We start from the raw sequence: 24,484 nt of genomic DNA on the forward strand, positions 1-24,484 counted from the left end.
CGCCGGGCCACCTCACTGGATACGAGGAAGGACCCCAGCACAGTGCAGCTGATTAAGGCCCGTATCACCGACTACCGGTCCGTCGAGGACTCCGCCATATTCGACGTCGAGGAGGACGTCACCTGCTTCGTTGGGAAGAACGAGTCGGGCAAGACGACGCTCCTCCAGGCGCTCTTCCGGCTCAACCCCGTGGAGCCCGCAGCCTTCGACGAAGTGGTCGACTTCCCCGCCCGCAAGACCCGAGACCGCAAGAAGCTTCCCGCCGACCAGAAGATCCCCGTGGTCCGGGCGACGTTCCGCTTCGACGACACCGAGATGAAGACCATCGGGGAGGACCTCGGCCCGACGGCCATGAGGAGCTCCGAATTCGAGGTGGTCATCGGCTACCGGGACGACGAAGAGACCTTCGAGCTCCACTACAACGAGGCTGCGGTCGTCGACCACCTGCGTTCCGCGCTGGACCTGCCGGCCGCGGCCGCTAAGGCCATCGGCGGCGCGAAGACGATCGGGGACCTCCTCGATGCCCTCGACGCGCTGGACGAGCTCCCGTCCGCCGCGTCCGCGCTGGCCGACCGCATCCGGAGCTGGCGCAACTGCGATCTCGGCTTGTACTTGATCGACAAGTACGCCGCCCCGTTCATGCCGAAGTTCGTCTACTTCGCGGACTACGACACGATGCCCGGCAAGGTCTCATTGCCCGATCTGGTGCGGCGGCGGGAATCGGGAGACCTCAAGCGCGGTGAGCGCGCCCTGCTGAGTCTGCTGGACATGGCGGGAGTCTCGCCGGAGGACTTCCAGGACTCTGGCCAGCACGAACGGCTCATCCGTGAGCTGGAGAACGCGGGCAATGTCATCTCGGACGAGGTCTTCGACTACTGGTCGCAGAACAAGGAGCTGGAAGTCCGGCTGGAGGTCTTGGCCCCCGAAGCCGGGGCCCAGGCGCCCTTCCAGGAGGGGCCGATCCTTCAGGTCCGCGTCTTCAACAGCCGTCACCGGGCATCGGTCCCGTTCGACGACCGGTCCCGCGGCTTCGTCTGGTTCTTCAGCTTCCTCGCCTATTTCAACGAGCTGGAGGATGCAGGCACCACGGACCTGTTGCTGCTGCTCGACGAGCCGGGTCTGTCCCTGCACGGCCGGGCACAGGCGGACCTGCTCCGTCTCATCGACGAGCGGCTGACTCCCAAGCACCAAGTCCTTTACACCACGCATTCCCCGTTCATGGTCGATCCCGATCACATCCAGAGGGTCCGGACCGTCATCGACATGGACCGGGGAGGCGCGAAGGTCTCCTCGGAGATCTTCAAGGCCGACGAGGACACCGTGTTCCCGCTGCTGACCGCGATGGGGATCGAGATGACCCAGACGCTGTTCGTGGGCGAGCACGTCTTGCTTCTCGAAGGCCCGAGCGACCTGATCTACCTGGACGTCCTCACGGAGATCGCCGAGGCGAACGGCTCCACCGGGCTTGACCCCCTCTGGGTGAAGACCCCCATCGGCGGATCGGGGAAGCTGTCCACCTTCGTGACCCTCCTGGGCGCGAACAGACTGAACGTTGCGGTCCTTGTCGACTCCAGCACCAAGGACGTCGGGGCCATCCAGCGCCTCCGGGACAACGACCAGCTCGCCAGGAACGGACTCGTCGAGATCAGCGAGTTCACCAGCGCTGCCGACGCGGACGTCGAGGACCTCTTCGAACGTGACTTCTACCTGGAATTGGTCAACCGCGCCTACGCCACCGAGCTCACCACCCCGATCACGGCAGCGGACCTCAACGCCAAGGACCCCCGCGTTGTTCGCCAGATCGAGGCCGAGTTCAAGAAGCGGAACATCACTACGCGCTTTAACCACTACAAGCCGGCAGCCGTTCTCCTCCGCGAGCAGGCCGCCCTGACGCCGCTGATCGACCCGGCAACGGTCGCACGAGCCGATCAGCTGTTCACCCGCCTCAACTCCCTCATCTCTGGGCGCTGAGCCGATTCTGCACCGAGCGTCCTCCTGCTCCCTCTGATCTTTCGGTCGGTTCAACAAGCAGAACTTGACAGATAACGGGTACTACAGACAGTGGCCGCTCTACAGCACGGCCGCCGCGCTCGCCTTGGACGAGAGCCTCGTCAGGCAAGCCGTCACCGAGCGCACCGCGTGGCTAGAGGCAAGCATCACCCGGGACGAAGCCGTCGGACGGATCAGTGGCACTGGCGCGACCTCGCCCGCATGGCCGACGAAGGCCGGGTCGCGGTGTGCGGGTATGGCCGCGCCGGCCTCGCGCCCCGAGGACGCGTCGCGCGGATGCCGGACGCAGCGCGAAGGGACGTGGGCCTTCAAGCGCCGCTACCGGAGCGAGCAGGAGATCCCCGCGAAGCTCCGGGAAGATGCGTCGGCGAGCTGGTACTGATGCGAAGAGAGCTGTGGCGCAATCTACGTCGGCCACACGCGCATGGGCGAGCGGGAGAAGTTCCGGATGTTCAAGGACCTGACCGCGGACCTGACGGATCTGCTGATCAAGCTCAGGGGCCAGGCACGTGCAAGCAGGTCGCCGAGATGGCCGGCGTGCGGCCCATCCGACTGAAGGAGCTGGAGGAGGCCTGAAGCGCCCTGAGGGACTCGAGACGCTCGGCAAGGTACTGCGGGTGTGCCGCGTCCGGCTCGGCGTGGCGATGCCGACTCGGTAATAGCGTTCGACAGACGACGGCCCCGAGAAGCACAGCTTCTCGGGGTCTTCTCGAGCGGAGACTACTCGAACAGCGCGCCGGCGCTGGCACTCTCTGCGTGCCCCCCGCACCATTCAAGCCTTTTGATGACCATCTCGACTCCCATTCGAGCACCCTTTTCAAGTAGACTCACACTCGCTTCTGAGTCAATGACGATAAGGAGTCAACATGGTCGCGATTGTGGTCGCAGAGAAGCCGAGCGCAGCGAGGAACATGGCCAGCGCCCTTGGCGGGACGAAGGGCAGCTACAAGGGCACGACCTACGAAGTGGCGAGCCTGCGGGGTCATCTCTATGAGTTCGCCCAGCCGCACGCCATGGTGGACTCCTCGCTCGCGGATTCCTATGAGAAGTGGGACCTGGGCAACCTGCCATGGAATCCGGAAGACCTGACGTGGAAGCGCGAACCGCAGAAGAACGTCGCAGACGTCATCAAGGCCCTCCGTGCGGCGCTCGGCCGCGGTGCCGAGATCGTCATCGCCACGGACCTGGATCCGTCCGGCGAGGGCGATCTGCTCTTCTGGGAGGCGATCGACGAACTCGGCTTCCACAGCGCGAAGTTCAGCCGCATGGAGTTCACCGACGAGTCGAAGGCCTCGATCCAGAAGGCGTTCGAACTGCGCCGGCCGGTGAAGTCCATGCAGGACGAGGGCGATTACCGTAAAGCGATGTACCGCTCGCAGTGGGACTTCCTCTCGATGCAGTTCACCCGCATCGCCACGGCGATGGGCCGCCAGTCCGGCCAGGACCTCGTGCTGCGCCAGGGCCGGCTGAAGTCGGCGATGGTCTCTCTCGTCGGCGACCAACAGAAGGCCTACGACGCATACGTCAAGAAGCCGTTCTTCCAGAACCGCTTCCGTGACGAGAACGACGTCATGTACACGAACCCTGATGAGCCGCGATGCGACCAGAAGAGCCGGGTGCCGCAGCAGTACGGCCCCTCCCCTGTCGTTCTGGACGGCAAGGCGGACAAGAAGACCGCGCCGCCGAAGCTGCTCGACCTCGCTTCTTTGTCCTCGATGCTCGTCGGCAAGGGTGTGAAGGCGAACCTCACGCTCTCGACCTACCAGAAGATGTACGAGGACCAGGTCGTCTCGTACCCGCGCACCGAGGACAAGACGATCACGCCCGAGCAGTTCAAGGACCTCGCCCCGCTGGTCGACCGGATCGCCGCCGTGGTCGGCGTCGACGCTGGGGTTCTGACGCATCGCCAGCCCCGGTCCACACACGTGAAGCCCCAGGGAGCGCACGGTGCGAACCGTCCGGGCCTGAAGGTGCCTTCTTCGCTGGACGAGGTCGAGCACAAGTACGGCAAGGCCGGACGACTCATCTACGAGATGCTCGCGAAGAACTACCTGGCCATGCTCGCCGAGGACTACCTCTACGAGCAGCAGAAGGGCCACGTGGAGAAGTACCCGGACTTCGTCGGCATCGCCAACGTGCCCAAGAGCCCCGGCTGGCGAGCCGTGTTCGATCCGGACGCCGGCGACGACACGGCCGAGGGCGACGAGAACGAGTCCGGCAAGGGTCTGGGCCAGACCGCGGAGCCATTCATCTTCGAGGGCGCGAACAAGCGCCCTGAGCACCCGACGATGAAGTGGCTGATGAAGCAGCTGGAGAAGCGCGACGTGGGAACGGGCGCGACCCGCACCTCGACGTATTCCGAGGTCACCAATGGCAAGGCGAAGTACCCGCTGCTGACGGAGAAGGGCCGGAAGCTCAGGCTGGCGCAGGCCGGCGAGATGAGCTGGCGGCTCCTGCCGGGCACGCGCATCGGCGACCTCGGGCTCACTGAGAAGGTCTACGCCGATATGCGCGACATCGCCGCGGGGACGGCGACGGCCGAGGAGCGCCTGTCCGTCGTCGCCGACTGGGTGCGCGAGGACATCGCCACGATGACGAAGAACGCCGCGTCCATGCGCGCCGAGCTGGGCCTGAAGGAGCAGGTGGTCGCTCCGCGCGCCGAGGGTGTGTGGCAGGCCGCTCCAGGCGGCCCGAAGAAGGTCGCCTTCAAGAAAATCTGGTCGGGCCACGAGTTCAGCGCTGACGAGGTGGCGAAGCTGCTCGCGGGCGAGACGATCTCGTTCGAGGCGAGGTCGAAGGCGGATAAGCCCTTCACGGCTACCGGAGCGCTCGGCGTCGGCGACTACAAGGGCCGCAAGTTCGTCGGGTTCCAGCTGGAGGTACCGGACGAGCCGACGAAGTGGTCCGGCCGGACCTTCACGCCGGCGGAGGTCACGGCGCTCTTGGCGGGCCAGGCGCTGGAGATCGACGACTTCGTCAGCGCGAGGACCGGTAGGAACTTCGGTTGCAAGGTCAGCTGGAACGCGAAGGCCAAGAAGGTCGTCCCGGACTTCGGCTCTGGCGACGAGCCGCCGCGGTCCTGGTGCCAGGTGACCTTTACTGATGCGCAGCGCAAGGACCTGGCAGCCGGCAAGACCATCCAGGGCACGGGGTTCATCTCGTCGAAGGGCAAGACCTTTGACGCGAAGGTTGCCTGGAAGGAACAGGGCGGCAAGAAGAAGATCGTGCCGTCGTTCGGCTGATGCCCGGACAGGCACTGACAAGCAACAGCGACATTCCCTAAGTCTGAGCGTGTTGCGACTTCTCTACGTCAGCCCCCCAAGCCCAGCCACAGGACCTCGATCCACTCACAAACCGTAACCGGAGATCGAGCACTCTCCGGAGTCCGGATGGATTCCTGGGCAGGCATAGCAGAGCCCTGGGGACGCGACGATGAGGTCGGTCTCCAGGGCGCTCGGGGTCGTACGAGGTGAAGCTCGTTCACCAGCAGATGGTCAACCGGGTGTCCGGGCGAGCGACCCTGGCGCCGACGGCGAGTGAGTCGTCTGCTGTGGTGGCCGGGTGCTAGAACGCGCGGACAGATTCGATTGTCAGTGGTCCGCGCGACCATGGCGTCCATGACGCCGGAACCCTCCCGCTCCGCTGCCGTGCGGCAGATCCCCGTCTGGGCCGCCACCGTCGGGCCCGGATGGGCCGCCCTGCTCGACCGGCTGCACCACGGCCTGCTGGCCCTGGACGCCGACTACCGGATCGAGTCGTTCGGCACGAAGTTCGGCGGCCTACGTATTACCGTCGCCGACCGCTTTATCGAGGGCGAGTTCGACGGGGAGTTCGCCGACCGGGCCACCGCACTGACCGACGCCGCCGAGACGGACTCGGAGCACATCTGTGAAGCCTGCGGCGAGCCCGGCCGTATCCGCCTGCGCGGCGACGGGCCGCGGGTATGGATGCAGGCCAGCTGCGGCAACTGCCGCGTCCCCGCATTCTCCGGGTCTGCCTCGCCACCCGGGGCCGGCAGCCCGATGTGAAAGGGCGACTCCGCAGCCATCGGCCGGCGCGGTGGAAATCAGGTAGGCGTGTTCACTCCCGGGTCGCCTGTTCGCGGTACTTGCGCTCCTTGTACTTGCGGATTAGCTCCCAGGGGCGGGGTTGTAGGCCATGTCACAGCGGGCAGCGTCCAGGAAGGCGCTCTTGGTGACCACGCTGGCGCGCGGACGGCTGCGGGGGTGAGAGGTTCCATCCCGATGTTGTCCAACGGCCTCGTCTGACTGCCGGGGGCGGCTACCGGTTCAGTTGTCCTTCTGCCGCCTGTAGTTCGGCGAGGGCCCCTCGGGAGCGGGCAGTTGGGAAGGTCCCAGGCCGGAGCCAGGTGCCGACGCTGACGTCCGCGCTGGGCGCCAGCCACACCGGCACCTTGCGAACATCGACCGATGCATGCGGGTGCCGGGCCGGACGTGGTGCGAGGCGGAACTGCCGCACGGACGAACAGCCGGTCGGCCCCCTGAACGCCGGAGTGAGCCCCGACATGGTGGTGGCTCACGAGGCGCTGGCGGTCTCGGGGCTGCTGCAGCGGATCGGCGACGGCCGTGGCTGGCACCCCGACGATTTGACGTACGCGCGTGAGGCGCAGCGGGGTACACACCGCACGGGTGCTCTCGGTGCTCGATCCGGCCAAGGAGACGCTGTGCGTTGCCGGGCACTACCACTTCCGGCACTCGGAGCGCGCAGTGCTCGATGGGATGCCGGTCCGTCAGGAGATCCTCGACCGGGACGGCTCAGCCGATGCGCTGGCCGTGCTCGATCTGGATGACGACGTCCCGCGTTTCGAGGCGGTAGCGATGGGCTGAGCACCTCTGCTCCCGTGGCATGGCTGCTCTGTCAGCCGCTCAGACGACGCCCGATGACTCGGACCCGCTAGTCCAAGTCATCAGGCGTCGCCATTCAATTCCCTTTCGATCCCGATTCAAATTACTTATCTGAGATAGGATGTCATCTACACAACTCATACATGAGGACTTTTTGATAGACCGAGCAATGACCATCGCGACCGCAGGGGGAGATGAGAGATTCATGGCGAAACTGTCCTATAAGGTGCCGAGTTCGCTGAACAGGAGCTTCCTCGACCACGAGATCACGCTGAGCAAGGGAGGTTGGGCGGCCAGGCCCTCCCCGATCAAGCAGCTGCTCTTCTTCGGCGGCGGCATCCTCGCCCTGCTGTGGTTCAGCACGTCGACGTTCGTGGCGAGCTCAGGACCGGTGGCCATCACGTTCTTCGTTCTTTGGGGACTGTCGACGATCGCCTACTTCGGCGGGCTGGTGAAGACGAAGGAGCTGCGCATCATGCGGGTGCCGGCCTTCCTGGCGTATCTGCCCCGGAAGGCCCGTCACGTCTTTACGCGCCGCAGCTCGAACCCCACGGACTTCTACTCGATCGTCGGCATCGACGGGATCGACGAGGCCGGGCGGATCCGCTTCTCCGACGGCGGTGAAGGCCAGGTCTACCTGGTCGTCGGCTCGGCTAGCTACCTGCTCTTCGACGAGGATCGGGGCGGGATCCTCGACCGGGTCGACTCCTTCTGGCGCAAGGTCGAGACGGCCTGCGAGCACAGCTTCATCACGACGAAGGAGCCACAGCGGGTCTACCACCAGGTGGCGAACCTGGAACGGCGCAACCAGGCCCTGCAGGTCCGCGATCCCGATCTGATCGAGCTGCAGAACGAGCAATACGACATTCTCACGCAGCACGTGGGCGGGAAGTTCACCTCGATCCACCAGTACCTGCTGCTCAAGGGCAAGAACGCCGACGCACTGCGCAAGGGGCACCAGGTCCTCCAGGCCGAGGTCGGCGGCTCGACCCTGATGATCAAGGAAGCCACGATGCTCGACCGCGAGGAGGCCCTGCCGATGCTCCGGGTCTTCTACCAGGGCATCGACGACGAACTGCTCGATCTCGAGGCGTCGCTGAACTGACCAGCGCCAGGCCGACCACCACGACGAGGAACGAACGAAGGACACCATGGCGCTGATGACGAAAGTCCGGGCACAGCTCGGCATTCCGGGAAAGAAACCTGACGAGACGAATGAGACCGCGGAGCTTGTGGTCGATGATCCGCGCGCGGACGGTGCTGCTCAGGCTGAGGGCGTGCAGAACGCTGCGCCGACGGACGGCGCAGCCGATGAGGCCGCCGAGCCGGAGAAGAACTGGTGGCAGCGCCGCCGGGAGGTGAAGCACCTCCAGGGCACGTTCGACGCCTACCCTCACCTGCTCGCGCTGAAGCCGAAGGAGAAGTACCTCTTCCGCTCCGACTACTTCGAGGTCGACGGCTCGGTCGCCTGCATCCTGGCGTACTTCCACGACGACGCCGCGCACGACAACTTCGCCGCCTTCTGGGGTATCGACCGGATCCCGGACGGCCTGGACGAGCGGGTCACCGCCGTCGTGCTTGAGCAGGTCAAGCGGATGGATGAGAAGTGGATCGACTCGTACACCAAGCAGTCGGAGAAGTTGGACCGGCTGGATGCGAACGAGCAGGAGGAGACGGGCACGGCCTCCTCCAGGCGCAAGGCCGCGAAGATCTCCGGTGACCTCGGGATCACGATCGGCGAGATCCAGGACGGTGCGAGCTACCTCTCGGTGCACAACCGCCTCTTCCTCAAAGCCCCCGATCTGGCGACCCTGGACGACACGATCGACCGGGTCACGCGTCTGCACATCGACCGATTCGGCACGCTGAAGGCTGCGCCCTACGCCGGCGAGCAGCGTCAGGAGCTCTCGGGCCTGTGGAAGAACAACGAGAAGAAAAAGGGCAAGGGCTTCCACTTCACCTCGACCGAGCTGGCCGGCTCGTACTCGCTGGTGACCAACGGCCTCAACGACCGAGGCGGCGAGTACGTCGGCTACATGGTCGGCGACGTCAACAACAGCGCCGTGCTCATGGACGTCAACGCCTACGACCACCACGCGATCGTCGCCGACGCCACGCTCAGCGAGTACTTGGACCGCCAGCGGGTGGCCAACATGTGGTGCTCGAAGATCTCTCAGGCTGCGCTGCTGAACAACGGCCAGGTCGTCCATCTCATCCTCGACGGAGCGAATCTCGACAAGCTCGGCCCGAAGTTCGAGCGACTCACCTCGCGCGTGGACCTGAATCAGGGCGACGTGAACATGTTCGAGATGTTCGGCGAGGAGGAGGACGAGCTGACGATCTTCTCCGCCCAGATGGAGAAGCTCAAGCTGATGTTCGAGCAGCTCTACGAGACCAGCGACGGAGCGATCGGCTCGATCATCCGCAGCGCCCTCGAAGACACAGCGACCGACTTCTACATCGAGCAGGGCATGTGGCGGCACAACGCCAAGGAGCAGCGTCACCGCCTGCGCGTGGTGAACATCCCGCACACCCAGGTGCCGCGTCTTCAGATGTTCGTCTCCTACTTGGCAACCGCGCACAAGGCACTGCTGAACTCCAGCAAGACCGACCCGGACCAGCTGCGCGCCTTCAACGTGCTCAGGGGTATCGCCAACGCGATGCTGAGCACCAACGGCGACCTGTTCAACAACCACACGGCCTCGGCCGTGGACGGGGTCCGGGATTCGCGGCGCGTGGTCTACGACTTCTCGCGGCTCATGCGCCGCGGCAAGGGCGTGGCGATGGCGCAGCTGGTGAACATCGTCGGCTTCGCCGTCGGCAAGCTGGGGCTCGGCGACACGGTGATCATCCACGGCACCGAGCACATCGACGACCGGGTGAAGAAGTACATCAAGGACCAATTCGACCATATGTACGAGCGCGGCGGCCGGGTGGTCTACAGCTACAACGACGTCGACAAGATGCTGGCCGACAGCGACTTCAACAAGTTCGATGCCGCGGACTACACGCTCTTCGGCCCGATGCGCGACGGCACGGTGGCGGAGTACCAGAAGCAGCTGCACCAGCGGATCCCGCCGGATCTCGCCCAGCTCATCACGACCAAGGGTGAGAACCTCACGTACCTGCGCCGTGGCGTCTCCAACGTGGTCTTCCACCTGGACCTGGCACTGGGGATCAACCCCTACCGCGAGGCCCAGCGCCGGCAGGTCCGCCTGGAGGCGGCCAGGGCCGAAGAGGTGGCGCGGATGGACGCGATCATGCACGACAAGCCTGCACCGGGCGCGAACCTCACCAGCATCCGGAAGCACAGCGAGGGCGTCGACGGCGAGCCTGACGCGGGCCAGAGCAGCGGGGGCAAGCGCCGCGACAGCAAGAAGAGCCTGCAGCAGCCCGAGGACGGTGCAAGGCGGCCAGCGAGGAAGCCCAAGCCGAAGAAGCTGGTCAAGGCATGAGCGGGGTCAGCACTGATACGAAAGTGAGGAGTAGAGGAGAGACGATGAACGGGACGATTACGGTGGTGGCGCGGATGCGCGCCTGGGCCGGCCACGGCGGTGGCGGAGCCCGCCAGGGCATGCTCGCGCGCGGGCTCGCCCTCGTGCTCCTGGCCGCGCTGTTCGTGCCGGTCTTCATGATGGCGACCGCTTCGCCGGCGTCCGCGGACGACCAGAAGGAGCGCGACAACTACAGCCTCTACCAGCTGGCTTCGAACGCGAGCTCGTACTTCAGCGAGAAGAACTCGCCGTCGAACGACAAGGGCATGCACGAGAACTGGAAGCCGGTCACAAGCAGTCCTGCTTCGGGTGGTTCCATGCTCGGCTACGCCGACCCGGATTTCAGCCCGGGCAACATCGTGGGCTGGTTCTTCGCTGCGGTCTCGGGGTCTTCACAGACAGTCACGTACGAGACCCTGGCAGCGAAGGATGACAAGGGCAACGCGAAGTACTCGGGCATGCTCGACTACGCGCACTTCGGGGCGGCGAACGCTGACCTCGGCCTGGACACGATGTCCTCGGGCATCGGCGGCCAGATCGTGAGCGTGATCGGAGGCTCCGTCATCTGGGTCCTCTACGCCCTGGCGCTGGCGGTCGGCACGCTGTTCTACGTCATCCTCCAGTTCCTGAAGCTCATCAACCCGTTCATGTGGTTCTACCAGGCGGTCAGGGCGGTGAATCCGACCTTCGCCGACGGGATGACGGGAGGTGACACCGGAGGCGGTGCGCTCTCGGGTCTGCAGCACTGGATCAGCGGCTGGTACGGCTTGCTCGTCGACATCTCGTGGCAGGCGTTGGTGCCGATCTTCATCGGCTTCCTGCTCATTGGCCTGGTCATGTTCAAGAAGATGGACCGCGGCTCGGCGATCAAGAAGCTCATCGTGCGCATCGTCTTCATCGGCGTCGGCCTGCCGCTCATCGGGTCGATGTACACCAGCGTGCTCGACAAGTTCGACAACTCGGTTCTCGGCCAGCATGCCGGTCCGACGCGCGTCGTGCTGAGCACCTACGTCGACTTCGAGGCGTGGATGATGAATGACCGCCTCGGAATCCCGGACCAGGCTGTGGTCTCCTGGAACGGCGACCAAGCCAGCTCTGACGCGATGATGTCGGTACGCACGAGCGCGCTGGCGATCAACAAGCAGTCCCACGGAGCGACGTTCAACGGCATCAGCATCGGCACGAAGGCCAACGACGCTGAAGCAGCTTGGAAGGACGGCACGGTCTCCGTCGGCACCAGTGCGTCGGACGACTTCAAGGCGGTGTTCTCAACCTTCGGGATCATCGGCAAGTACATCGCCAACAACGAGATCGCAGCCTCCGACTTCGAGTCGGGGATCAAGAGCTCGATCACGCAGCTGGACGAGAGCGCGGACGTCAAGAAGAGCTGGTTCGTCGACAAGAACAGCTACGGCGACGTGGAGCAGTTCGGTGAGGAGAAGGGGCCGAAGCCGGTCGATCACCCGGTGATCTCGACCGACGGCACGGGCCTGACCTCCTCTCGCCCGGGCAAGGACTCGACGGTCTTCACGACGACCGGGACGAAGAGCAACTGCGGCTTCACGGTGGGCAAGACGCCTTCTTCGTGCAACGTGTCTCCCCTGACGGCGTACAACTACCTCAACACCGGATTCAGCCCCAGTTCGCTGACCATGTACTCGTCGAACAACGCCACCAGTGGGTTCACCCGCGAGAACCACATGGCCGTCAGCCAGGTGGGCACGGGGCCGGCGAAGTTCATGTACTGGTCCAACGCAGTCACGGTCCTGGGCTCCATCGTCCTGCTCGGCTTCTGGTACGCCATCGGCATGCTGTCCGGCGCGATCAAGAGGACCTTCGGCCTCGTGGCAGCCGTGCCATTCGCGACGCTGGGCGCGATCGCCGCGATCGCCAAGGTGATCGTCTACTCCATGGCGCTGATCCTGGAGGTCCTCGTCACGCTGTTCATCTACCAGTTCGTCGCCGAGTTCCTGATCTCGGTCCCGGACATCATGGCTGGACCCCTGTCGAGCTTCATGAGCCCGGGCGGCCTGTGGGGCAGCGCCGCACTCGGCGGCATCATCGTTGTGATCCTGACGCTGGTCTCCTCGCTGCTGATCACGGGCATCACCTTCGCTCTGCTGCGGGTCCGCAAGACGGTGCTACAGGCGATGGACGAGGTGGTCACCAAGCTCGTGGACAAGTTCCTGGAGACCAACACCGCGCCGAAGCCGGACAAGGGCGGACTGATGCCTGCTCTGGCCGCGGGTGTAGGGGCCGGCGCGGGTATGGCCATGGGCAACAAGCTCGCCAATGGGTTCAACAGCAAGACCAGCGGCCCGGCGTCCCCGAGCACGGGCAAGCCCGCGGGCAAAACGGCGTCGACGAACGCCGGCGGCACGAACGGCGACGCCACGGCTCTTCCTGCTGGCGAGCAGGCACTGAACCTGGAGGGCGGCGGCGAGGGTGGTCCAGGCGATCCGAACAGCCCGGCGCTGGACGGTGGTCCTGGTGGCGGTGGCTCCGGTGGCGGTGGCGGTGACGACGCCAAGGCTCTGCCGGGCGGTGGCGGTCCTGCTGGTGCTCTGCGCGCGTCTGACCAGGGCGACGGTCCCGACGACAAGGGCAGTCCACTGCAGCTGACAAATGGCGGAGCGGGCAGCTCGCACTCGGACAAGCAGACGGCGCAGAATCTGAGCACCCAGGGCGGCCTGTCGAACCTCGGGTACACCTCGGACGGCAACAAGGTCATCCCCGGCGAGGTTCTGGCCTCGTACACGGAGCCGCCGAGCTCTCGCCGCGGAGCTCAGGGGCAGAGCAGCGCCGTCGGCGCTGGTTCTGTCCCGACCAGCGGAGAGGCTGTCGCCGGCCAGACGGGCCAGACGCAGTTCGGCACGGGTGCTCCGAGCCAGCAGAGCTCCTCGGGCGGGAATCAGCAGGCTGCACCGCAGCGCTTCAGCGGCGGCGCTACTCCTGATCTCGTTCTCGTTCCTGCTTCCGGGCAGCAGGCCGCGCCGGGCACGCGTCCGACGCGCTCCGCCCAGGACACTTCGGCTCCGAGGCAGTTGGGAGCCGGAACGTCGGCTCCTCGTCCCGTGGTCGCTCCGGTTTCGGGTCAGTCTCCGGCTGCGCCTGGTGCGCGGACTCCGGCTCGGACGCAGGCAGCGCGTCAGCCGAGTTCGACTCAGGTGTCGACGCCGACATCGCGCCAGACGCCCGCCCCGTGGGCCGAGGCTCCGCGGACGTCGGCTCCTTCGCCGCGGCAGGCTCCGGTTCTACGTTCCCGTCCGCGCCGGGTTGCCGATCCGGCCCCTCAGAGCGTGGAGACTCCGGAGTCGCAGCAGCGGCCGGCCGGTGGTCTTCGCCGGGGCGGGCGCGAGAAGCCGCAGGACTGATCGGGCGAGCGTGGAGGGCTGACGCACCCGGTGAGGACGAGCATTGCGATCGTCCTCACCGGGTGCGTCGTCTTTTACTCGGCAGGAGGAGAAGGAAGAGCATGAGGCTCGGATCGAGGCTTCGCGGCGAGTTCCCGTGCGGCTGGTGGCGCTGGGCGCGATGGTGGATCACCGGAATCCGCGAACTGGCATTGAACACCACGGCGGCCGTGGCCACCGTGGTGTTCGTCGGCGAGATGATGCGCGCCGTGCGGCATCGCGACGAGCCGCGGACTCTGGCGCGCCTGTCCGGCACGTTCGAGGGGCACCTGGCCAGCCTCTTGGTCAACAGCGCAGGCTTGGTCGTTCTGGCCACCATGGCGATCGAGGACGGTCTGCCTGTGGTGCTGACAACGCTGCTGGCCGGGTGGTGTCTGCTCAACATCGGCGTCAGCGCCGTGGTGTTCGTCCTGGTGGCCCAGTCGAGGATTCGGAGGCCAGCAGCGTGGGCTGAGCTCGATTTCGTCGAGCAGCATGCCCCGAAGTACGGCCGGCCGCCGGAGACGATCGAGGAGTACCGGGCGCAGCAGCTTCAGGAGTAGACGTTAGAGGCTTGACCAGCCGAGGAACGACAGGACCCCGTGTACGCGACGCCCACGGGGTTCTGTGCTGCTTGCGAGCGGGACGTCGACGTTACTTCCTGCACTTGACCTTGAAGCTGTCCAGCAGAGCCTTGCCAGCATCGGAGTTGTCGAGTACGTACGCGCTACCGCTGATGCTGATCGAGGTGTCGCTGGTTGCGATGGACTCGCTGCCGGTCCGCTTGTTGCGGCTGTCCTCTCCGGCGACCGTCCAGATGATCTGGGACTGGTCCTTGTTGAACTCGCCGGTGCTGGTCACGTCCGGCTTCTCGTAGACGCCATCGCAGGTGTACTCATGATGCGAGACACTGTTGCCTTTGACGACCAGCTGGCCGAGTTCGGACGTGCCGTTGACGTCCTTGACGTAGTAGGTCCCGTCGAGCTTGCTGGCGCTGTCGCTGCTTCCACTGCAGGCGGTGAGTACGAGTAAGCCCGCGGCCAGGGTCGCGATGGACACGGCGATCTTGGCCCGCGTCCTACGTACGGTCCTGGTGATGCTCATGACGTTCTCCCTTCGTTCGTTCTGGACAGTCAGCTTGAGACAGAAGGCCAGTCAAAATAACCCATGGATAAGTGACTTTGACTGACCGGTACCGCCTGTCAGGCGCCTTCTCGGAGGTTGTCGAGTCGATGCTCAGTCAGCGCTAGCGCGACCTCGGCCTGATTGAGCGCGTGTTCGCCGTCCTGTATGCGCCACTGCAGACGCTGCACGGGCGGGGCGTCTGCTTCTTGGACTGCCAGGTCGCCGAGTTTACGCAGCTCTGCGTACGCTCCCTGCAGCTGTTCCTCGTGGTGTGCTGACCGGACCCTGAGGCGGCCGGCCCGCTCTTCCCACCAGCGCACCCGCGACTGGCGGTCGAGCGTGGTCTTCCCCTCGATCCAGGCACGGAGCTCGGTTGGGTCGACGTCACTCGGGAGCCCGGTGGCGAAAGGCCCCTCGGGTTCCGGCATGTCGATAGGGATGTGCGACAGAAGCACCGCGGGGGTCGTGTCGAGCACATAGGCGATCGCGACGAGATCGTCGACGGTCACGGGGCGAGCACATCGCTCCATGTCCGCGAGGGCGTCGGCTGAGATCGGGTGATCGAGCATCAAGAGCACGTAGGCCAGCTCGTCGATGGTCAGCTCGCGCAGCTGGCGGTAGTGGGTGATGGCGTCGGACACAGCAAGGGACGTGGGAAGGGGCGACGGCATGCCTCGATCATAGGTGTGCCCGGCGCGGCCCCAGGCGGGTTGTGACGTACTCCCTGGCCGTCGTCACATAGACAGTCACAGAGGCCCGGGAGCAGTGCTCTGTGCGTACGGGTTCGTGTTCGCGGTGCTCGGCGATCACGAGGTCGACGTGGGCCGACTGCCCGCGCCGGTACGCGCTGAGGTCGAAAGCGGAGATCGGCCGCTGCTTCCTGGAGCCGGACCCGCATTGCGCGGGGTGGAAAGCTGGCCACCAGGGAGGCGGCGGGCCGGCTGGTCGGGGATCTTGAGGGCGGCCCGGTGCGAGTCGTGGTCGACGGCCGGACCCTGTCGTGGGACGAGCTGGGCGAGGCGTTGTCCTCGTTCGAGGGCTGGCGGTTTCACCTGATCATCGACGATCCCCTGACCGATACGCGATCGGATGCGGGCAAGGCTGCGTTCAGCAAGCAGCACTGGCCTAGTTGAGTACGCCCGTCTCCTCTCCCTCGTACTCCCCGCCGGAAAGACCGCGGACGGGCTGCCGCTCGCCATCCAGATCATCGGCCCCTACCTCAGCGACCGAACCGCACTCGAAGCGGCCTGGCAGCTCGCCCGCCGTCTTCCCAAGCCGCCTCACTCGTCCGCGTTCTCGGCGTAGGGTTCTGCTGACGGCCCAGGCCGGTCGGCGACGTTTGTACACGGGTCAAACGGTTGCCGCGTGATCGGCAGGGGAGGAAGGTAGAAGTACGGCAGCGTCCCTCCCCATCTGGGTTGAGGAGGGACGCGGCCGTACTGGGCCCTTGATCAGCGCCCGGCGTTCATGCAGGGGCGATCAGCCGAAGTGCCCCCGCTTCACATCCTCGACGAACGTACTCCAGCCCTCTGGGGAGAACGCGAAGGCGCCCAGGCTGGGGGTCTTACTGTCTCGTGCGGCTACGAGTCCGTCATGTGTGATCTGCACTTCCAGGCAGTCTCCGGACTGTGCTCCGCTGTAGGATGACTTCTTCCAGTTTTCTTCAGGCAGGTCATGCCGCATCACGGCCGCACCTTTTCACTTTCGTTTGGTGTTCAGAGATCTCGACGGATCTTCGAGATCAGGTCGCGGGACTCTACCGCCGGCAGAGTCGAAGATCGCAGTAGGTCCAGCGATTCTCGATACTTTCGTACCGTCTTGTCCTCCTCCAGGTAGAGGGCTCCGTCCAGGTACTCGACTTGCACCACGTCGAGGTCAAAGGGATCGGGGTAGCTGTAGAGCGTGAAGGCGCCGCTCGTTCCCGTGTAGCCAGGCTGGCTGAACGGGATCACCCCGATCGCGATGTTGGGCTGTTGGCCGATCTGCAGGAGGTGTTCCAGCTGCTGCTTCATCACCTCGGGGCCGCCAACCTGCTGGTGAAGCACACCCTCCGTGACAAGGCACAGGTACTCGGGCGGCTCCCCTTTGGCAAAGATCTCCTGACGCCGGAGGCGGAAGTCGGCGAAGAAGTCGACCTGATCGTCTGCCAGCGCCGGGTCGGTCGAGCGTATGACCGAGGTTGCGTAGGACTTGGTCTGAACGAGGCCTGGCAGCACCTGAGGCTGGAAGGCGACGATACGTTCCGCGTCCTCTTCCAGCGTGAGCAGCTCCTTGAAGTCCTGCTCGAGCCTGTCGCCGTGACTGCGCCACCAGCTTCGTCGTTGGCCCTCTGCCGATAGGGCGACCATCCAGGCACGGACCTTCTGGTCCGTGACGCCGAAGAGATCCATCAGCGTTTCGAGCTCCAGGCGGCTCACTCGATGGCGGCCGGTCTCAATGCGACTGATCTTCGACTTGTCGCCATGGATGGCCTTGGCTGCCTGCTCTGGAGTAACTCGCGCCTTCTCGCGGGCCTCCCGTAGCGCGGCGCCCAATCGCCGACGGCGTGCAGTGCGACGCGCTGGCTGTCCCACCTCTGTGTCCTCCCCTGGAATGGGCCACGCCCAGTGTGACGGACGCGGGACGTTACGGCTACGACGGGGTGGGCTGCACCTCGCCCGCAGAGCAATCCTGCAATTTGTAGCTCAACGGGTTGCGGACTGTGGGAAGTTAGGTCCATCGTAAGGAGGCGGCAACGGAGAGCAAGCAGTTCTCCGTTGCCCCAGGGCTATCAACTGCCGTTCTGTTGACGGCTGTCGGCCGATCATCAGCTGATGGCGGCAAGTATGCGTATGCGCCACTGCCGCTTTGACACCGCTGTTCGGCCTGCCAGTGACGTGCGCCCGTGCGCGCTTGAGAGGCAAGTCCCCCATGACGATTGACTCGAACGACACGTGCAAGGCCACGGAGGCGGGGCTGCCCGACAGCCGAAACTCCGTTCACCCGCACTGCCCTGTGGGCGCCTTCCAGCCGCCCACGAGGCGCAGGGTCGGCGCCACCGTCGACATCAGGAGCTGTGGAGCATATGAGTTACCTAGACAGCCCTCCGCGGGGGCGCTCGTCTGCGGACTTCCAGTAGTCCTGAAGCATGTCGGTGGGCCACTCCGGCTGGCGGACCGGGCCACGGGGCAGCATCTCGCGGAAGACGGGCGCCAGGTCGATCACGGGAGTGCCGTCGTCAGCGTCCAGGTCGACCACATGAAGGTCGCGCCCCTCGACGCGAAGGAGCCTCGGGTAAGACGTGGCGATGCGAGCGGGACGCCGGTGGTTGCGGTGGACGAGGCCGCCGGTGGCCGGCCAAGCCGTATTCCCCCGAGGACTCCGCGGCTCAAATTCGATGTCCGTGTCCGAGCCCAGGCTGAAGTGCCAGGTGACTTCGACGTGGCTGAACTCCTCAATGCCTTGCAGGGCACTCTCCGGGATGCCCGGTACGAGACGGATGATCGACTCGACTCCGCCCTTGTAGTCGTCAAGACGGCCGGTTTGGCCCCCTACGACAGTGGCGATCACCGGCACCTGGATGTACTGGTCGAACACGCGTCACCTCTCCTGGGGCTCTCCCGGCGCCAGCGAAGTCGTCCTCCGCTCCGAGCTTCCTTACCGTACGGGTCACCTGTCTGCGAGGACCGCGCGGGCTCGGGCGTCGAGGTCGGCAGCGGGGCCACCTCCTCGGCGGAGCACAGGACTCAGCGCACGGCGCATCTGGACCACGGTCTCTCGGGCTCGCCCGGACTGGACGCCGGTCATCGTGTCGAGTGCCTGATGCCACGTGGCGCAAGCCGCGTCGAGTTGTCCCTGCCGGACCTGGACCTCGCCGAGGTACCCGAGGGTGACGGAGTGGGTCCGCTTGAACGGCGTCTTGCGCGTGCGGACGCTCCGCTTGAACTCGCGCTCGGCGCCCTTCAGATCGCCCATGTCCCGCAGCGCAGCGGCGGTCTCATGCGCGAGGCTCGCCTCGGCGAAGAACCACACCCGGCCGGGCTCGTCGCCGTCGTCGCGAGCGCGGGCGAGATCGGCCTCAGCACGAGTGAGCGCTTGCGCGGCCTGCTTCTTGTCGCCGGCGGCAGCCAGCCCGCGGGCGTGGACGACGCCGAGGAGGGCCTTCTCCCGCCAGCAGGCTTCGGCGTAGCGGCGGCTGGAGAGGGATCCCTCGGCCAGGCGCACGGCTTCTGCCGGCTGGTGCAGGTCCACGGCCTGGTGGGCCATGGCCCTCAGCACGTGCCCGGCGAGCGGCGCGTCGCCGGCCTCCTCGGCCAGTTGGGTCGCCAGGGTCAGCCACCGCAGCGCGATCGGGTGCTCGCCAGCGTCGAAGCTCGTCCAGCCCGCGAGGTAGGCGAGCTCGGCAGCGGCCGACGTCATGTCCCGGCGCAGCACGTCAGACGGGAAGCGTCCGCCCAGGAGCTCGGCAACGTCGGTGCGCAGGTAGGTGACCAGGGCGGCCCGCCCCACGCCGCGGCCGCCGCGCTGCTGGTCTCGTTGGGACAGGAAGGCGGTCATCTCGCGCACGCTGGTGACGTCCTCGTGCGTGACCGTGTACTTCGACAGAGGCTTGCGGGTACGGGCGCGTTCGGCAGCGTCCTGCCACCAGCTTTCGGTGGGCAGGGTCAGGCCGGCGACCGAGTAGGCCGACCGTGCCAACACCTGGCGCCGAGCTATGTCCATGTCCGTGCTCCCGAGGGTCGCCAGCGTCGCGAGGGTGTCGACGCTCCACACCGGCGTCCGCGGGGCGGTGGCGTCGTCCGTTGCCAACCCGATGTCGGTCAGCGTGATGGTGCGACCGAGGCCGCGGGAGAGCGTCTCGGCCAAAATAGCGGGCGCTCGCCCCGTGGGACGTGTGCCACCGATCCATCGAGCGATGTGAGACTGCGTCACGTTCCGCAGCTCGCTCGCTCCGTTCTCGGCGGCCACAGCACTCATCCTTGCGGCGAGGCGGCTCTGGGGCAGGCCCAACTCCCCCACGACAGCTTTCAGCTTGATGTTGCGCGTGCGCCCCATGGTGCGCCCCTGTCCCCGAAACGATCTTTCATCGCTTTCATCGGGTCCGTGGGCTCAGCGGGATACCGAGCGGCGGACGAAAGCGGTTTTCTCGTGCAGACGATATTCCCCCAACCCCCAGGCGGCGTACCGGAATCGGCCACGTCATGCCCACGAGCTCAGATGGTGACCGGAAATGGCTCCTGCGGGGCCGGGAAGGGCAGCTGATGAACGTGCACTACGTCCGGGGCGCGCGCACCGTCTCGTTGGCGCGCCGCGACCGAGGAGTGGGTGGACTTCCGTCCGGAGACAGCACCGTGCCGGTCTGCCGCATCCGCGACTTCCAGATGGCCACTGTGGTGCCCGCTCGGGCGGAGGCGGTCGCAGGAGCACGCCGTCAGCTCGCCGACCTGCTGCAGAGCTCGGGGCTGTCCGAGTGTGCCGACACGGTGATGCTCGTCGCACAGGAGCTGATGGTGAACGCCATGGTGCACGGGTGCGGGAATAGGCCAGAGCACCGGTTCTCCGTTCGGGCCACGCACGGGCGCGGGCGTGTGCGGGTGGAGGTGGAGGATCCGTCCACCGAGCAACCGTACGCCCGGCCTGCGAGCGCGGATGAGGAGGGCGGCCGAGGGCTCCACCTGGTCGATGCCCTGGTCACGCGCTGGGGAACGGAAAGCTCGGCGCCGGGCAAGACGGTGTGGTTCGAGCTGGACCTCCTCAACGGGGAGGCGGCGTCGTGAATCTCGCCCGCATCCGCTCCGGCCGACGCCCAGCCTCCCCCACTGACGCTTCCCGGTCGTCTATTGCTTCTGCCACGGAAACCATCGGCTCGGTCCTCGACGAGGATGCCCCTGTTCTCGACGGCGAACGCGACGTTGACGACCTGGTCCTCAGGTTGCATGGCCACCTCATGGAACTGGGCCACCCCGCTCCTAGCCGACCTTGCCCTGCCCTTGAGAGAGCGCTCACGGCAGCCCGCCAGCTCGGTGACAACGACGTACCCGCGGAGTACGTTGCGGCCCGCGTGTACCTGCGCCATCTGGCAGCGGCTGTAAGGACGGTGATCAGCGAACTGGCCGCCGATGGTCTGCCGTGTGACCACCGTCCCAAGTGCCCGCCGACCAGTGCTGCCAGCCGTCTGGCGGCGAGAGTTCGGGGCGTGCACCTGACAGCGAGTTGGACATCAAAGACACCCGGAAGACTGATCGACATAGTCGAGGACACCGGGTACCTCCTGCCGTCCGGCGACACCGTCGGGTCGCAGCGGCCGCTGCCGCGCGAGGCGGTGGCGACATGACCTTCCTCCCCATGCCGTGGCAGCCCCTAGGCGTGCGACTTCTCCCCGCGACGACCGCCTACGACTACGAGTTCTGGGAGTCCCGGCTCGTGACCCCCGGCCTCCTGCGCGGCGCGGTAGCCGTGGCGCTGCACCGGCTTCCGCTGCTGGCGGCCCCGGTCGGAGCGGATCGCCGCGGAGGGTTCATGGACATGGCCAGCCCGGTCTTCGCCGAGGCGCTCGCTGCCGCCCTGCAGGGGCATCCCGGCTTCGACCAGGTCACGGTCTCCGGGCATGTCGTCCGATGGGGCGAGCCAATGCCGGAAGGCCTCGCCCCGGATGCCCGTCGCCGCTTCCAGGGCCTGCGCGAGGAGCCAAGGCACGGGACCTGTATACGGCCCCCCGCCGGACACGGGGGGCATGACCTGGACATGGGGAGCTGGCCTCCCATGCCCGGGTCACCGCCTCGGCGACAGCCCACTCCTCCCCGGGCGATCGTCAAGGCCGGCGCCGCGCACGCCCCCTGACAGCAGCGGCGCCCTGTCCCCGCTCTGGTGCCGCGTCGGCCATCCCGGCCGCGGCGCGGCGTCAGAGCCCCGATCACTCGCTGGAGACCACCCTCATGACCTTACGCAGTAACTACTTATGGCATATCGCTCTCGGTGAGCATCCGCCCACGGGGCTTCCTTCGGACCTGGCCTCGGTGCGGGTGGGCATGGCGCTCGGCCTGCCCGCGATCGACGCGCTCGTCGAGGACGGCACGGATGTCGGGCCGGTGAAGTACTGCCTGGCCCATGGCCAGCTCGTGGTGCCGGTGGAGGCCGAGGCGGTTCACCGATGGAGGGCCGCGCACTCCGACTGCGTACCCGCGGCCGGGTCCCGGAGCTGTGGTGCGGGCGGCTACCGCGGCTGTACGGGCCTGTGGGTCACCCGCCCCGGCCCGGACCGGACCACGGTCACCCCGGCTGACGCGCTGCACGACGCACTCAGCCTCACCCGCGCCCACCTGCGCACAGCACCCGGCACGCACTACCCCCGTCGCCAGGAGGCGCGCTGTGCGTAGACCACGGTCCGAGAGCAGTCCCTCGTGGAACGAGGCGGCCCAGCCGCGGTCACCGCCGCGTCCCGACGTTCGTCCCCACGGTGGTCACCATCGTCTACGCCGAATCCGTGCCGAGGCAGTGGTGACCGCCACCGGACTGGTCATCACCGTCCTGATCGTGCTGGCCATGGCCGCCCTTGTGCTCCTCGGCCCCCGGCTGACCGGTCAGCCGCCCCCGCCAGCGACGGATGACCCTGCTCCGTCCCCACCTCACAACCTGCCCTGACCATCCATACACCTACGCGAGGACCTTTCCCCCATGCTTCACGCTGTTCCGTCGCCGCTGGCCGAGGTGCCGCAGACGCCTGCCCGGATCGTGACGGGCCTCTACCTACGGTGCCTGCGCGAGGCGCAGTACATGGGGCTGGAGCACGCCGCCCGCGCCGTCCGGGTGTCCGCATCGGCCGTCAGCCGGTGGGAGCGAGCTGAGTCCCCCATCCGGCCGGACGCGCTCGGCACGCTGCTGCGGCTCTACGGCGTGGCAAACGACCATGCGAGTTTCCTGGTGGGGAGTCTGCCGCCGCAGGGCTACAACCGCAGGGAGTACGAGGAGCGGGGGGAAGGCCGGCGCGCCCCGCACGACTGCTGGGTGGACGTGGCCTGCGACGAGGCGACGGCCCGTCATATCGCCGTGATGCGCTTGGCGAGCGAGGTCGTCCAGTACTGCCTGCTGCTGCCGGCCGGTCTGCGCACCCAGGCCTACCAGCGGGTCGTGCTGGACCCGGGCGTGTGCGTCGACCCTGATGAGCCGGTGCTCGGGCTGCCGTCGTGGGTGCACGACGTGGACTGGGCCGAGCGGCAGCGGCGGACCGTGCTGCTAGACGAGACCGTGTTGACCCGGGGCGGCGGCGATCACCCCGCGACGATGGCTGGCCAGCTGCGGCATCTGGCCGATCTCGTGAGCCGGGAGAGCTCTGACGGGCAGGGCCTGACCATCCGCATCCTGCCGACGAAGAGAGCGCTGTTCATCCACACGGTGGGTGCGGCCGCCGAGGTGATCCTCAATGGGCACCGCATGGTGGTGACGGTCGGCCTCTTCCCTTGCTACGAGACCGGCTCGGGCGCCGCCCGGGTTATCAGCGCCGGCCTGCACGAGGCCGTCGGCGCCGCGTGGAGCCGTGACGCGACGTACGAGGCTCTCGTGAGCGCGGCCGAGGGCGTGGAGCGGAGGACCGCCTCGTGATCACCATCATTCGGCTGCTCGCTGTCCTGCTCGGTGCCACACCATCAGAGGCGCCCATGACTCGGCTGCTCGCTCTCGAGGAGGCGGCCTTCGCCCGCCGCGCCCGGACGCGGCGGTGTCCCGACGGCGTGGGCCGCAGGGTCTCGGACGCCGGGCACGCCTGCGCACGTGTGGCGGTGAGGGTGTGAACTCCGCTCTCCCCGAGGGTTACTTCAAGAGACCGAATGTCGCTCGGGTGCAGAACCGTCTCGACGGCGGCACCGACAACTACAACCCGGACCGGGACTTCGCTCGCGACCTGGTTGCGGCGGCGCGGTGGGTGCCGGGCAGCGTGCGCGTCAACCGCGCACACGGCCCCCGTGTCCTCAACTGCCTCACCCGGGAGTACGGCATCTGGGATGTCCGCGGCGGCCGGAGGCATTTCACCCACTCCAAGATCATGTGCTGGGTGGCAGTCGACCGGGCTCTGTGCATGGCCGACGCCGGTGCCCTCGCCACCGACCGGGACGCCCTGGCCGCGCTGCGCGAGGAGATCTACCAGGACGTGTGCACGCGCGGGTTCGACAAGGCCCGCAACACTTTCACCCAGTCCTACGGCTCCAAGGAGCTGGACGCCTCGCTCCTGCTGCTCTCCCGAAGCGGATTTCTGCCGGCGGACGATCCGCGGGTGGCCGGCACGGTCGACGCCGTCCGCCAGGCGCTGGAGCACGACGGCCTGGTCCACCGCTACCCCACCGACGGCAGGTACCGGGGCGTTGACGGTCTGCCCGGCGACGAAGGTGCCTTCCTGCTCTGCTCGTTCTGGCTCGTCGACGCCCTGGCTCTGACCGGGCGCCTGGCCGAGGCGACGGCCCTGCTGGCCGAGGAGTACGACCCCGTGGCCATGCGTCAGCTCGGGAACTTCCCGCAGGCCTTCTCACTGTGCGGCCTTGCCGAGAGTTCCATGCTGCTGGTGGAGCTGAGCCGTCCGGCCGAGCTGGTGACGGCCCCGTGACCGCCGAATCCACCCCGCCCGAGCTCC

Annotated in this window: 24 protein-coding genes; 18 read left to right on the forward strand and 6 right to left on the reverse strand. The window is 66.7% G+C overall.

What is annotated here, in order from left to right; all coding sequences use genetic code 11:
- Positions 1 to 42 precede the first annotated feature (42 nt).
- The 9 genes from ACTWOL_RS04035 (at position 43) to ACTWOL_RS04075 (ending at position 14,324) form a co-directional block, all read left to right on the forward strand.
- Entirely contained in the window at positions 43 to 1,971 is a 1,929-nt protein-coding gene (locus ACTWOL_RS04035; RefSeq protein WP_474294373.1) for an AAA family ATPase, read from the forward strand.
- A gap of 64 nt (positions 1,972 to 2,035) precedes the next feature.
- Positions 2,036 to 2,392 carry a hypothetical protein gene (locus tag ACTWOL_RS04040; protein WP_474294374.1) on the forward strand — a complete coding sequence of 119 codons (357 nt, stop codon included), beginning with the start codon at positions 2,036 to 2,038 and terminating at the stop codon, positions 2,390 to 2,392.
- Between the two features lie 484 nt (positions 2,393 to 2,876).
- A complete protein-coding gene (locus ACTWOL_RS04045; protein WP_474294376.1) occupies positions 2,877 to 5,252 on the forward strand; it encodes a DNA topoisomerase in 2,376 nt (791 codons plus the stop codon).
- A 375-nt stretch (positions 5,253 to 5,627) separates the two neighbouring features.
- Positions 5,628 to 6,038, forward strand: coding sequence for a hypothetical protein (locus tag ACTWOL_RS04050; RefSeq protein ID WP_474294378.1), 411 nt, complete (start codon positions 5,628 to 5,630; stop codon positions 6,036 to 6,038).
- A gap of 621 nt (positions 6,039 to 6,659) precedes the next feature.
- Positions 6,660 to 6,857 carry a hypothetical protein gene (locus ACTWOL_RS04055; RefSeq protein ID WP_474294379.1) on the forward strand — a complete coding sequence of 66 codons (198 nt, stop codon included), beginning with the start codon at positions 6,660 to 6,662 and terminating at the stop codon, positions 6,855 to 6,857.
- 223 nt (positions 6,858 to 7,080) lie between these two features.
- A complete protein-coding gene (locus tag ACTWOL_RS04060; protein ID WP_474294381.1) occupies positions 7,081 to 7,980 on the forward strand; it encodes a hypothetical protein in 900 nt (299 codons plus the stop codon).
- Positions 7,981 to 8,152: 172 nt separating this feature from the next.
- Positions 8,153 to 10,330: a hypothetical protein gene (locus ACTWOL_RS04065; RefSeq protein WP_474294383.1), complete on the forward strand. Its 2,178-nt coding sequence runs from the start codon at positions 8,153 to 8,155 to the stop codon at positions 10,328 to 10,330.
- Between the two features lie 44 nt (positions 10,331 to 10,374).
- A complete protein-coding gene (locus ACTWOL_RS04070) occupies positions 10,375 to 13,743 on the forward strand; it encodes a hypothetical protein (protein WP_474294385.1) in 3,369 nt (1,122 codons plus the stop codon).
- A 101-nt stretch (positions 13,744 to 13,844) separates the two neighbouring features.
- Positions 13,845 to 14,324: a hypothetical protein gene (locus ACTWOL_RS04075; protein ID WP_474294387.1), complete on the forward strand. Its 480-nt coding sequence runs from the start codon at positions 13,845 to 13,847 to the stop codon at positions 14,322 to 14,324.
- 91 nt (positions 14,325 to 14,415) lie between these two features.
- On the opposite strand, the gene ACTWOL_RS04080 is transcribed toward ACTWOL_RS04075, so the two are convergent.
- Positions 14,416 to 14,865, reverse strand: a complete 450-nt coding sequence (locus ACTWOL_RS04080) for a hypothetical protein (protein ID WP_474294389.1) — start codon at positions 14,863 to 14,865, stop codon at positions 14,416 to 14,418.
- 98 nt (positions 14,866 to 14,963) lie between these two features.
- Positions 14,964 to 15,557 carry a hypothetical protein gene (locus ACTWOL_RS04085; RefSeq protein ID WP_474294391.1) on the reverse strand — a complete coding sequence of 198 codons (594 nt, stop codon included), beginning with the start codon at positions 15,555 to 15,557 and terminating at the stop codon, positions 14,964 to 14,966.
- A 243-nt stretch (positions 15,558 to 15,800) separates the two neighbouring features.
- Here ACTWOL_RS04085 and ACTWOL_RS04090 point away from each other — a divergent pair, with 243 nt between their 5' ends.
- Positions 15,801 to 16,019 (forward strand): DUF7713 domain-containing protein, encoded by a 219-nt coding sequence (locus tag ACTWOL_RS04090; protein ID WP_474301084.1) that lies wholly within the window; start codon positions 15,801 to 15,803, stop codon positions 16,017 to 16,019.
- 346 nt (positions 16,020 to 16,365) lie between these two features.
- Here ACTWOL_RS04090 and ACTWOL_RS04095 read toward each other — a convergent pair whose 3' ends face one another.
- The 4 genes from ACTWOL_RS04095 to ACTWOL_RS04110 all read right to left on the reverse strand — a co-directional run bounded on the left by ACTWOL_RS04095 (position 16,366) and on the right by ACTWOL_RS04110 (position 19,920).
- The gene (locus ACTWOL_RS04095) at positions 16,366 to 16,569 is read right to left on the reverse strand and encodes a DUF397 domain-containing protein (RefSeq protein ID WP_474294393.1); all 204 of its coding nucleotides are present in this window, start codon (positions 16,567 to 16,569) and stop codon (positions 16,366 to 16,368) included.
- A gap of 32 nt (positions 16,570 to 16,601) precedes the next feature.
- On the reverse strand, positions 16,602 to 17,459 hold the full coding sequence (locus ACTWOL_RS04100; RefSeq protein WP_474294395.1) for a helix-turn-helix domain-containing protein: 858 nt from the start codon (positions 17,457 to 17,459) through the stop codon (positions 16,602 to 16,604).
- Between the two features lie 496 nt (positions 17,460 to 17,955).
- Complete coding sequence (locus ACTWOL_RS04105) at positions 17,956 to 18,462, reverse strand: TrmO family methyltransferase domain-containing protein (protein WP_474294398.1); 507 nt, start codon at positions 18,460 to 18,462, stop codon at positions 17,956 to 17,958.
- 72 nt (positions 18,463 to 18,534) lie between these two features.
- Positions 18,535 to 19,920, reverse strand: a complete 1,386-nt coding sequence (locus ACTWOL_RS04110; protein WP_474294400.1) for a Tat pathway signal protein — start codon at positions 19,918 to 19,920, stop codon at positions 18,535 to 18,537.
- A 206-nt stretch (positions 19,921 to 20,126) separates the two neighbouring features.
- Between ACTWOL_RS04110 and ACTWOL_RS04115 the strand changes: the two genes are divergently transcribed.
- The 8 genes from ACTWOL_RS04115 to ACTWOL_RS04150 all read left to right on the forward strand — a co-directional run bounded on the left by ACTWOL_RS04115 (position 20,127) and on the right by ACTWOL_RS04150 (position 24,457).
- On the forward strand, positions 20,127 to 20,642 hold the full coding sequence (locus ACTWOL_RS04115; RefSeq protein ID WP_474294402.1) for an ATP-binding protein: 516 nt from the start codon (positions 20,127 to 20,129) through the stop codon (positions 20,640 to 20,642).
- The gene (locus ACTWOL_RS04120) at positions 20,639 to 21,199 is read left to right on the forward strand and encodes a DUF5999 family protein (protein WP_474294404.1); all 561 of its coding nucleotides are present in this window, start codon (positions 20,639 to 20,641) and stop codon (positions 21,197 to 21,199) included. The genes ACTWOL_RS04115 and ACTWOL_RS04120 overlap by 4 nt, the downstream gene beginning before the upstream one ends.
- On the forward strand, positions 21,196 to 21,705 hold the full coding sequence (locus tag ACTWOL_RS04125) for a DUF6302 family protein (RefSeq protein ID WP_474294406.1): 510 nt from the start codon (positions 21,196 to 21,198) through the stop codon (positions 21,703 to 21,705). The genes ACTWOL_RS04120 and ACTWOL_RS04125 overlap by 4 nt, the downstream gene beginning before the upstream one ends.
- A 95-nt stretch (positions 21,706 to 21,800) precedes the next feature.
- The gene (locus ACTWOL_RS04130; protein ID WP_474294408.1) at positions 21,801 to 22,241 is read left to right on the forward strand and encodes a hypothetical protein; all 441 of its coding nucleotides are present in this window, start codon (positions 21,801 to 21,803) and stop codon (positions 22,239 to 22,241) included.
- Positions 22,242 to 22,362: 121 nt separating this feature from the next.
- Entirely contained in the window at positions 22,363 to 22,506 is a 144-nt protein-coding gene (locus ACTWOL_RS04135) for a hypothetical protein (protein WP_474294410.1), read from the forward strand.
- Positions 22,507 to 22,539: 33 nt separating this feature from the next.
- Entirely contained in the window at positions 22,540 to 23,463 is a 924-nt protein-coding gene (locus ACTWOL_RS04140; protein ID WP_474294412.1) for a Scr1 family TA system antitoxin-like transcriptional regulator, read from the forward strand.
- The gene (locus ACTWOL_RS04145; protein WP_474294414.1) at positions 23,460 to 23,651 is read left to right on the forward strand and encodes a hypothetical protein; all 192 of its coding nucleotides are present in this window, start codon (positions 23,460 to 23,462) and stop codon (positions 23,649 to 23,651) included. Before ACTWOL_RS04140 ends, ACTWOL_RS04145 begins: the two co-directional genes overlap by 4 nt.
- A gap of 47 nt (positions 23,652 to 23,698) precedes the next feature.
- Entirely contained in the window at positions 23,699 to 24,457 is a 759-nt protein-coding gene (locus ACTWOL_RS04150) for a glycoside hydrolase family 15 protein (RefSeq protein ID WP_474294416.1), read from the forward strand.
- The last annotated feature ends 27 nt before the right edge of the window (positions 24,458 to 24,484 follow it).

The organism is Micromonospora sp. IBHARD003 (assembly GCF_056106285.1).

Coding starts and splice junctions, on each gene's coding strand:
- ACTWOL_RS04050 (WP_474294378.1), top strand. CDS start 5,628: ATGACGCCGGAACCCTCCCGCTCCGCTGCCGTGCGGCAGATCCCCGTC.
- ACTWOL_RS04060 (WP_474294381.1), top strand. CDS start 7,081: ATGGCGAAACTGTCCTATAAGGTGCCGAGTTCGCTGAACAGGAGCTTC.
- ACTWOL_RS04115 (WP_474294402.1), top strand. CDS start 20,127: ATGAACGTGCACTACGTCCGGGGCGCGCGCACCGTCTCGTTGGCGCGC.
- ACTWOL_RS04130 (WP_474294408.1), top strand. CDS start 21,801: ATGACCTTACGCAGTAACTACTTATGGCATATCGCTCTCGGTGAGCAT.
- ACTWOL_RS04095 (WP_474294393.1), bottom strand. CDS start 16,569: ATGCGGCATGACCTGCCTGAAGAAAACTGGAAGAAGTCATCCTACAGC.
- ACTWOL_RS04110 (WP_474294400.1), bottom strand. CDS start 19,920: ATGGGGCGCACGCGCAACATCAAGCTGAAAGCTGTCGTGGGGGAGTTG.
- ACTWOL_RS04075 (WP_474294387.1), top strand. CDS start 13,845: ATGAGGCTCGGATCGAGGCTTCGCGGCGAGTTCCCGTGCGGCTGGTGG.
- ACTWOL_RS04125 (WP_474294406.1), top strand. CDS start 21,196: ATGACCTTCCTCCCCATGCCGTGGCAGCCCCTAGGCGTGCGACTTCTC.
- ACTWOL_RS04045 (WP_474294376.1), top strand. CDS start 2,877: ATGGTCGCGATTGTGGTCGCAGAGAAGCCGAGCGCAGCGAGGAACATG.
- ACTWOL_RS04140 (WP_474294412.1), top strand. CDS start 22,540: ATGCTTCACGCTGTTCCGTCGCCGCTGGCCGAGGTGCCGCAGACGCCT.
- ACTWOL_RS04080 (WP_474294389.1), bottom strand. CDS start 14,865: ATGAGCATCACCAGGACCGTACGTAGGACGCGGGCCAAGATCGCCGTG.
- ACTWOL_RS04070 (WP_474294385.1), top strand. CDS start 10,375: ATGAACGGGACGATTACGGTGGTGGCGCGGATGCGCGCCTGGGCCGGC.
- ACTWOL_RS04085 (WP_474294391.1), bottom strand. CDS start 15,557: ATGCCGTCGCCCCTTCCCACGTCCCTTGCTGTGTCCGACGCCATCACC.